Here is a 6,360-nt window from a genome sequence, read left to right on the forward strand (position 1 = left end):
GCAATCATTTCCAGTTCCATATCGGTACTGGTCATGGTTAATTGCTGATCACGGCAACGTAACAGAATATTAGACAAAATAGGCAGGGTGGAGCGCCGTTCAACGATGCTGCACACCAGTTGTAAGGGACGGGCAATAATGTCTTGGCTCACAGTAAATTGCATGATGTCTCTCTCAGCTAGCTGGATAAAGTACGAAGTAAATTACGGTAATCTTCCGCGATGCGGCTATCAGTTTCTTTCAGTTCCACCACTTTACGACAAGCATGCAGAACAGTGGTGTGATCTCGTCCACCAAACGCTTCACCGATTTCCGGCAAGCTATGACTGGTGAGCTCTTTTGCCAGCGCCATTGCTATTTGTCGTGGACGGGCGACCGAACGCGTGCGTTTTTTTGCCAGTAAGTCCGATACCCGTATTTTGAAGTATTCTGCAACAGTTTTCTGAATACTTTCCAGTGTGACCAGTTTTTGGTGCAAAGCCAGCAGATCTTTTAATGCATCCTGAGCCATATCAATCGACAGCGGCTGGTTGGTAAAGCGCGAGAATGCCATCACGCGTTGCAAGGCACCTTCCAAATCACGGACATTTGATTTAATACGTTTAGCAATAAAAAAGGCCACATCATCCGGTAAGGTAATCAGATTTTGTTGCGCTTTTTTGATCAGTATCGCGACGCGGGTCTCAAGCTCTGGCGGCTCGATGGCGATGGTTAACCCCCAACCCAGACGAGATTGCAGACGCTCATCCAGATTTTCGACTTCTTTGGGAAACCGGTCACAGGTCAGAATGATTTGCCGTTGGCCTTCCAGCAGACTATTAAAGGTATAAAAGAACTCTTCCTGAGAGCGTTCTTTTTTGGCAAAGAACTGGATGTCATCAATCAATAATGCATCGGCACTGCGGTAATGCGCTTTGAATTGATCAATGGCGTTATTACGTAATGCGGTAATCATGTCCTGTACAAAGCGTTCGGAGGATAAATAAATCACGCGTGCTTTGGGATTGTTCTGGCGAATTTTGTTGCCGACCGCCAGCATCAAATGGGTTTTACCAAGGCCGGTGCCACCGTACAAAAACAAAGGATTGTAACCGGAAGTACCCGGTGCTTCGGCAACATGTAAAGATGCTGCACGAGCAATCTGATTGGATTTACCTTCAACATAATTATCAAAGGTAAACAACGGGTTCATCGGGCTGCCAATCGCCGGCGAAGGTTCTGTTTCAGAAACTGCTATCGAAGCGGGAGCTTTATCAGTTGTTTTAATACGACGTTTGGTTTTTTCAGCAGAAATGGAATCTTTGGTACCGACTTCGATTTCAATTTTATTGATGCTGCCGTTGGTCAATCCTTTAATCAGCGCATTTATCTGTTGTTCAAGCTGTTCGTGAACCCATGCCTTAACATAAGGATTTGGCGCCAACAGACGCAGACTATCTTCCGTTTCGATGGCTTGCAGAGGCCGTAACCATGTGTTCAGCTGTTGTGCCGAAAGATCACCTTCGAGATGGGATAGGCATTTTTCCCAAAGGGGTGAAGACACAGCAACTCCTTGACTAATATAAAGGTTTACAGAAAACAGACTAATAACTGCAGGCTTTTTTCGTGATAGTATAGCGCGACAGACAGGGCATCTAAAGTTATCTGCATGCGGGGCTTTTGGCAAGTAAAATAATGTTGCATAACCGGATGAATGCGGTTTGACTTGTTATGCCTGCAAACTCTATAATCCCATGTCTTTTGCCCCGGCTGTTTCCGTTCGAGAGACGCTTACCGGCTGCAAAACCATTGTTATTCCTGGAGTTGGTGAAATGAAAAGAACTTTTCAGCCTAGTAATCTGAAGCGCAAGCGCACTCATGGTTTCCGCGCACGTATGAAAACTGTCGGCGGCCGTCGTATTATTAATGCCCGTAGAGCCAAAGGCCGCGCAAAACTTTCTGTTTAATTCTCTCTGTTCTCAGAGGGTGCATGACTTGGCCACTTTCAGCCGAGCCATGAAAATGAATAGCCCGGGAGATTTTACCCGGGTTTTTCGTCAGGGTAAGCGCACTGGTGGCGGTGGTCTGACGATTCTTAGCGTTGAAAACTCTGTCGGGCATCCCCGACTGGGACTGGCTATCGCAAAGAAGCATCTTAAACTTGCCAGTCAACGTAATCGGGTAAAGCGGATCATTCGGGAATCTTTCCGACAGCATCAATCAACTTTATCCAATATCGATATTGTGGTGTTATCACGTCCTGATATAAGTCAGCGGGATTCGTCGCAATTATGGGCAGCATTGGAGCGACATTGGTTAACCGTGGTGGCACAATGGCAAACATCCTAATCGCTTTTGTTCGCGCGTATCGCTTTTTATTAAGCCCGTTCATGGGCATGCACTGCCGCTTCCAACCTACTTGCTCCCATTATATGATTGAGGCCATTCAAACGCATGGCTCGCTCCGTGGTGTGTGGCTCGGTTTACGCCGAATCTCATGCTGTCATCCTTGGCACGCCGGCGGCGTGGATCCTGTTCCTGAACTAAAGACAAAAAAACACAATGGATAACCTCAGAACTCTGTTTATTTTTGGCCTGTTAATTGTTTCTCTGTTGTTGTGGGAAGCCTGGCAAAATGACTATGTGCGTCCGCAACAGGTTGCAACGCAAAATAACGTAGACCAGCCTGTTTCAGAAAGCGCCCCGTCTCAGGATGATTTACCCGAGTTACCAGCAGTTACTGCTGATGGCCTGCCTGCTCTGCCGGAAAGCGAACAAGCCTCGGCGTCTTCAGCCAATCAGCTCCGTATAAAAACCGATGTAATTGAAGCGACAATTGATTTGCGTGGGGCGGATATTCGCGAACTGGCATTATTACAATATCCTGTTGATGTTGATTTGCCTGATGAGCCGGTACAGTTTTTAAATGACAGCCGTGAAAATTTCTTTGTAACCCAATCCGGTTTACGAGCGGAAGGCACTGCACCAACCCATTATGAAACCTATACTGCAGAACAATCTGAGTATGTTATGGGGGAAAATTCGGATAGTCTCAGTGTGCCGATGCGTTGGGAATCTGATAACGGTCTGACCGTGATTAAAACCTATACTTTTACCCGTGACAGTTATCTGGTAGATGTTAATTATCAGATAGAAAACCAGTCAGGCGAACGTTTTGCTGCTTATCCCTATGCGCAATTTAATCGTAATCAACCTGAAGACGATAGTTTCATGATTTATACCTACACTGGGGCTGTATTTTCCAGTCCGGGTAATGAATACGAAAAAGTGGATTTCGGTGAACTGGAGAAAAATGACTTCCGTCGCGATGTGAATGGCGGCTGGGCGGCAATGATCCAGCATTATTTTGTTGCAGCATTTATTCCTGCCGAACCATTACAGGAAATCAGTCTTTACGGTAAAGCGATCAACAACACAAATTATACGGCCGGTATCCGTTTCCCAGCGGTCGTCGCTGAAAATGGTGAGCAAGCTCAGACCTCTTATCAGATTTACCTTGGTCCGAAAGAACATCAGCGTCTGGAACCGATTGCGGATAATCTCGATTTAACCGTTGATTACGGCATTCTGACCATTATTTCCAAGCCGTTATTTATCGTCATGGAATGGCTACATAAATTAACTGGCAACTGGGGTTGGTCCATTGTATTACTGACCATTTTGATCAAACTGGCATTTTATAAACTGTCAGCAGCCAGTTACCGGTCAATGGCGTCGATGCGTAAATTGACACCTAAACTGGCCACTTTGAAAGAACGCTACGGTGACGATAAACAAAAGTTCAATCAGGCAATGATGGATTTATATCGCACCGAGAAAATTAATCCGCTGGGTGGTTGTTTGCCGATTCTGGTGCAGATGCCGGTCTTTTTGGCTTTCTACTGGGTGTTAGTCGAAAGTATTGAACTGCGTCAGGCTGATTTCATCCTGTGGATTAATGATTTGACGGCAATGGATCCCTATTTTGTCTTACCAGTGCTGTTTGGTTTATCCATGTGGTTCCAGCAAAAACTGAATCCGATGCCTCAGGATCCGGCGCAGGCGATGATGATGAAGATCTTTCCAATTGTCTTTACCGTCTTTTTTGCCTTCTTCCCGGCAGGTCTGGTGCTTTACTGGGTGGTTAACAACCTTCTATCAATTGCTCAGCAGTGGTATATCACTCGTAAAATGGGCGCGTTGTAACCCTTCAGCAGTATAAGCAGAACTCCACTGTTTACAGCTGAGTAAACAGAGTTATTTATGACAGAGCATTACACCGACACTATCGTAGCCATTGCCACTGCGCCCGGCCGCGGTGGTGTTGGTGTTGTGCGTTTATCCGGACCTGAAAGTGCTCAGATAGCTGAGCAAATCTGCGGCAAACTGGCCCAAACCCGCCAGGCAAAATTCACCCACTTTCGAGCAGCTGATAAAGAAATTATCGATAGCGGCATTGCGTTGTATTTTGCCGGACCCGCATCCTTTACCGGTGAAGATGTCATTGAATTGCAGGGTCATGGCAGCCCATTGGTGATGGCTCGACTATGTCAGAGAGCAGTGGAACTGGGTGCCAGAATGGCAAGGCCCGGAGAGTTTTCTGAACGTGCATTTCTGAATGGCAAGATGGATCTGGCTCAGGCTGAAGCCGTTGCAGATTTAATTGAAAGCTCAACTGAGCTGGCTGCTCGTAGTGCAATGCGTTCGTTGCAGGGGGAGTTTTCCAAAAAGGTTAATGACTTCCTGCAAGAGCTGACCTATTTAAGAATGTTTGTTGAAGCCTCCATTGATTTTGTCGATGAGGAAATCGATTTCCTGGGTGAAGCTCAGGTCGATAAACAACTACAGCAACTACTGGCAACGCTGGCAGGCATTCAAGGCAGTGCCCGACAAGGCCGTTTATTACGCGAAGGCATCAGTGTGGTTCTGGCCGGTCAGCCCAATGCTGGCAAATCCAGTCTGCATAATCGGCTGGCGGGGCATGATGCCGCTATTGTGACTGAAGTAGCCGGTACCACTCGAGATGTATTACGAGAGCAAATTCATCTGGGCGGTTTGCCACTTCGTATTTCCGATACTGCCGGTCTGCATGATGCCACCAGTGATATCGTTGAGCTGGAAGGGATCCGCAGAACGCAGAACGAATTGGCACAAGCTGATCATATTCTGCTGTTAATTGATGATCAGCTGGGCATGACGGAGCAGGATACAAAAATCCTTTCTGCTTTACCGACCGATAAATCATTCACCTTGATTCGAAACAAGATCGACCAAAGCGACCATGCTGCTGAAATAACGATTGAAAATGGCATGTCAGTGATCTATCTCTCAGCCAAAAATGGCGAAGGGATGGATTTGCTGACACAGCATTTATGCGAGGTAGTGGGGTTTCATCCGGAAGAAGAAGGGGTATTTATGGCGCGTCGTCGGCATCTGGATGCTCTGCAGCGTGCTCAGCAAGCCATTGAAGCAGGCTATGACTGTCTGACAGGAATGGGGGCGGGGGAATTACTGGCTGAAGAACTGCGTATTGCTCAGTTTGCTCTGGGGGAGATTACCGGGACATTCACGACTGAAGACTTACTAGACCGCATCTTCTCCAGTTTTTGTATTGGTAAATGATCTTTTTGCAGGCATTTCATGTTCCCAAGTCAAGACACCCAAATCAGTGATTTGCATGAAGTACGGCATCAACATATCCTCAAATTAGTTCAACAAAGTGGGGCTAAACAGCTGTTGGACTTAGGCTGTGGTTCAGGTAATTTTCTGTGGCAGCTGTTAAATGAAACGCAGATTGAGCAGGTTATCGGTGTTGAACAATCCAGTTTATCTATCCTGCAGGCGCGTGAAAAACTGGCAGTATACCTTCAGCAAACGCCATCCCGATTAAGCTTGATTAACGCATCATATGCTGAACCGCATCCAGAGCTTTGTGGTTTCCCGCTGGCGGTTATGATTGAGACCATTGAGCATATTGAGCCCAGACTGTTATCCAAGGTCGAACAAAATGTGTTTGCGGTGATGCGGCCAAAACAAATCATACTTACAACACCTAATTACGAATACAATTCTTTGTATGGGCTGTATCCGGGACAGTTTCGGGATCCGGACCATCAATTTGAATGGACTCGGCAGAAATTTCAGCAATGGGCCAGAGGCGTTGCCGCGCGTCATCACTATCAAGTACGATTTGCTGGAATTGGTGAAGCTGATCCTCAGCTTGGTTCACCGACTCAAATGGCGATATTTAACAGGGCTTATTGATCTTTAATCTCCGCCTTTGTTGTGAGCTGAAAAAGCGTCAATCAAGGCACGTGGAGCGCCTTTTAGTAATTCTAAATAAGCGACGAGTAACGCCGAGTGGCGCTTTTTCAGTCACAA

Annotated in this window: 7 protein-coding genes and 1 pseudogene; 6 read left to right on the plus strand and 2 right to left on the minus strand. The window is 46.6% G+C overall.

Features of this window, described 5'->3' with window-relative positions; all coding sequences use genetic code 11:
• Window positions 1-164 (minus strand): annotated as a pseudogene (locus B3M51_RS04200) (DNA polymerase III subunit beta); the annotation flags it as partial.
• A 14-nt stretch (window positions 165-178) separates the two neighbouring features.
• Window positions 179-1,543: a chromosomal replication initiator protein DnaA gene (gene dnaA, locus B3M51_RS04205; RefSeq protein ID WP_292482823.1), complete on the minus strand. Its 1,365-nt coding sequence runs from the start codon at window positions 1,541-1,543 to the stop codon at window positions 179-181.
• A gap of 268 nt (window positions 1,544-1,811) precedes the next feature.
• Here dnaA and rpmH point away from each other — a divergent pair, with 268 nt between their 5' ends.
• Genes rpmH through B3M51_RS04235 form a run of 6 tightly spaced genes read left to right on the plus strand, consistent with a single transcriptional unit; the run spans window position 1,812 to window position 6,243 of the window.
• Complete coding sequence (gene rpmH, locus B3M51_RS04210; RefSeq protein ID WP_014705390.1) at window positions 1,812-1,946, plus strand: 50S ribosomal protein L34; 135 nt, start codon at window positions 1,812-1,814, stop codon at window positions 1,944-1,946.
• A gap of 49 nt (window positions 1,947-1,995) precedes the next feature.
• On the plus strand, window positions 1,996-2,328 hold the full coding sequence (gene rnpA / locus B3M51_RS04215) for a ribonuclease P protein component (protein WP_014705389.1): 333 nt from the start codon (window positions 1,996-1,998) through the stop codon (window positions 2,326-2,328).
• A 47-nt stretch (window positions 2,329-2,375) separates the two neighbouring features.
• Window positions 2,376-2,549, plus strand: a complete 174-nt coding sequence (yidD, locus tag B3M51_RS04220; protein ID WP_349676692.1) for a membrane protein insertion efficiency factor YidD — start codon at window positions 2,376-2,378, stop codon at window positions 2,547-2,549.
• Window positions 2,542-4,185 (plus strand): membrane protein insertase YidC, encoded by a 1,644-nt coding sequence (gene yidC, locus B3M51_RS04225; protein WP_292482818.1) that lies wholly within the window; start codon window positions 2,542-2,544, stop codon window positions 4,183-4,185. The genes yidD and yidC overlap by 8 nt, the downstream gene beginning before the upstream one ends.
• A gap of 57 nt (window positions 4,186-4,242) precedes the next feature.
• Window positions 4,243-5,601 carry a tRNA uridine-5-carboxymethylaminomethyl(34) synthesis GTPase MnmE gene (gene mnmE / locus B3M51_RS04230; protein ID WP_292757042.1) on the plus strand — a complete coding sequence of 453 codons (1,359 nt, stop codon included), beginning with the start codon at window positions 4,243-4,245 and terminating at the stop codon, window positions 5,599-5,601.
• Between the two features lie 18 nt (window positions 5,602-5,619).
• Window positions 5,620-6,243 (plus strand): methyltransferase, encoded by a 624-nt coding sequence (locus B3M51_RS04235; protein WP_292757044.1) that lies wholly within the window; start codon window positions 5,620-5,622, stop codon window positions 6,241-6,243.
• Window positions 6,244-6,360: the final 117 nt, after the last annotated feature.

It is taken from the genome of Methylophaga sp. UBA2689 (assembly GCA_002354555.1).
Classification (GTDB): domain Bacteria; phylum Pseudomonadota; class Gammaproteobacteria; order Nitrosococcales; family Methylophagaceae; genus Methylophaga.

Excerpts from the sequence above, each read along its gene's own strand:
- rpmH (WP_014705390.1), top strand. The coding sequence starts at position 1,812 with ATGAAAAGAACTTTTCAGCCTAGTAATCTGAAGCGCAAGCGCACTCAT.
- rnpA (WP_014705389.1), top strand. The coding sequence starts at position 1,996 with ATGAAAATGAATAGCCCGGGAGATTTTACCCGGGTTTTTCGTCAGGGT.
- yidD (WP_349676692.1), top strand. The coding sequence starts at position 2,376 with ATGCACTGCCGCTTCCAACCTACTTGCTCCCATTATATGATTGAGGCC.
- yidC (WP_292482818.1), top strand. The coding sequence starts at position 2,542 with ATGGATAACCTCAGAACTCTGTTTATTTTTGGCCTGTTAATTGTTTCT.
- mnmE (WP_292757042.1), top strand. The coding sequence starts at position 4,243 with ATGACAGAGCATTACACCGACACTATCGTAGCCATTGCCACTGCGCCC.
- B3M51_RS04235 (WP_292757044.1), top strand. The coding sequence starts at position 5,620 with ATGTTCCCAAGTCAAGACACCCAAATCAGTGATTTGCATGAAGTACGG.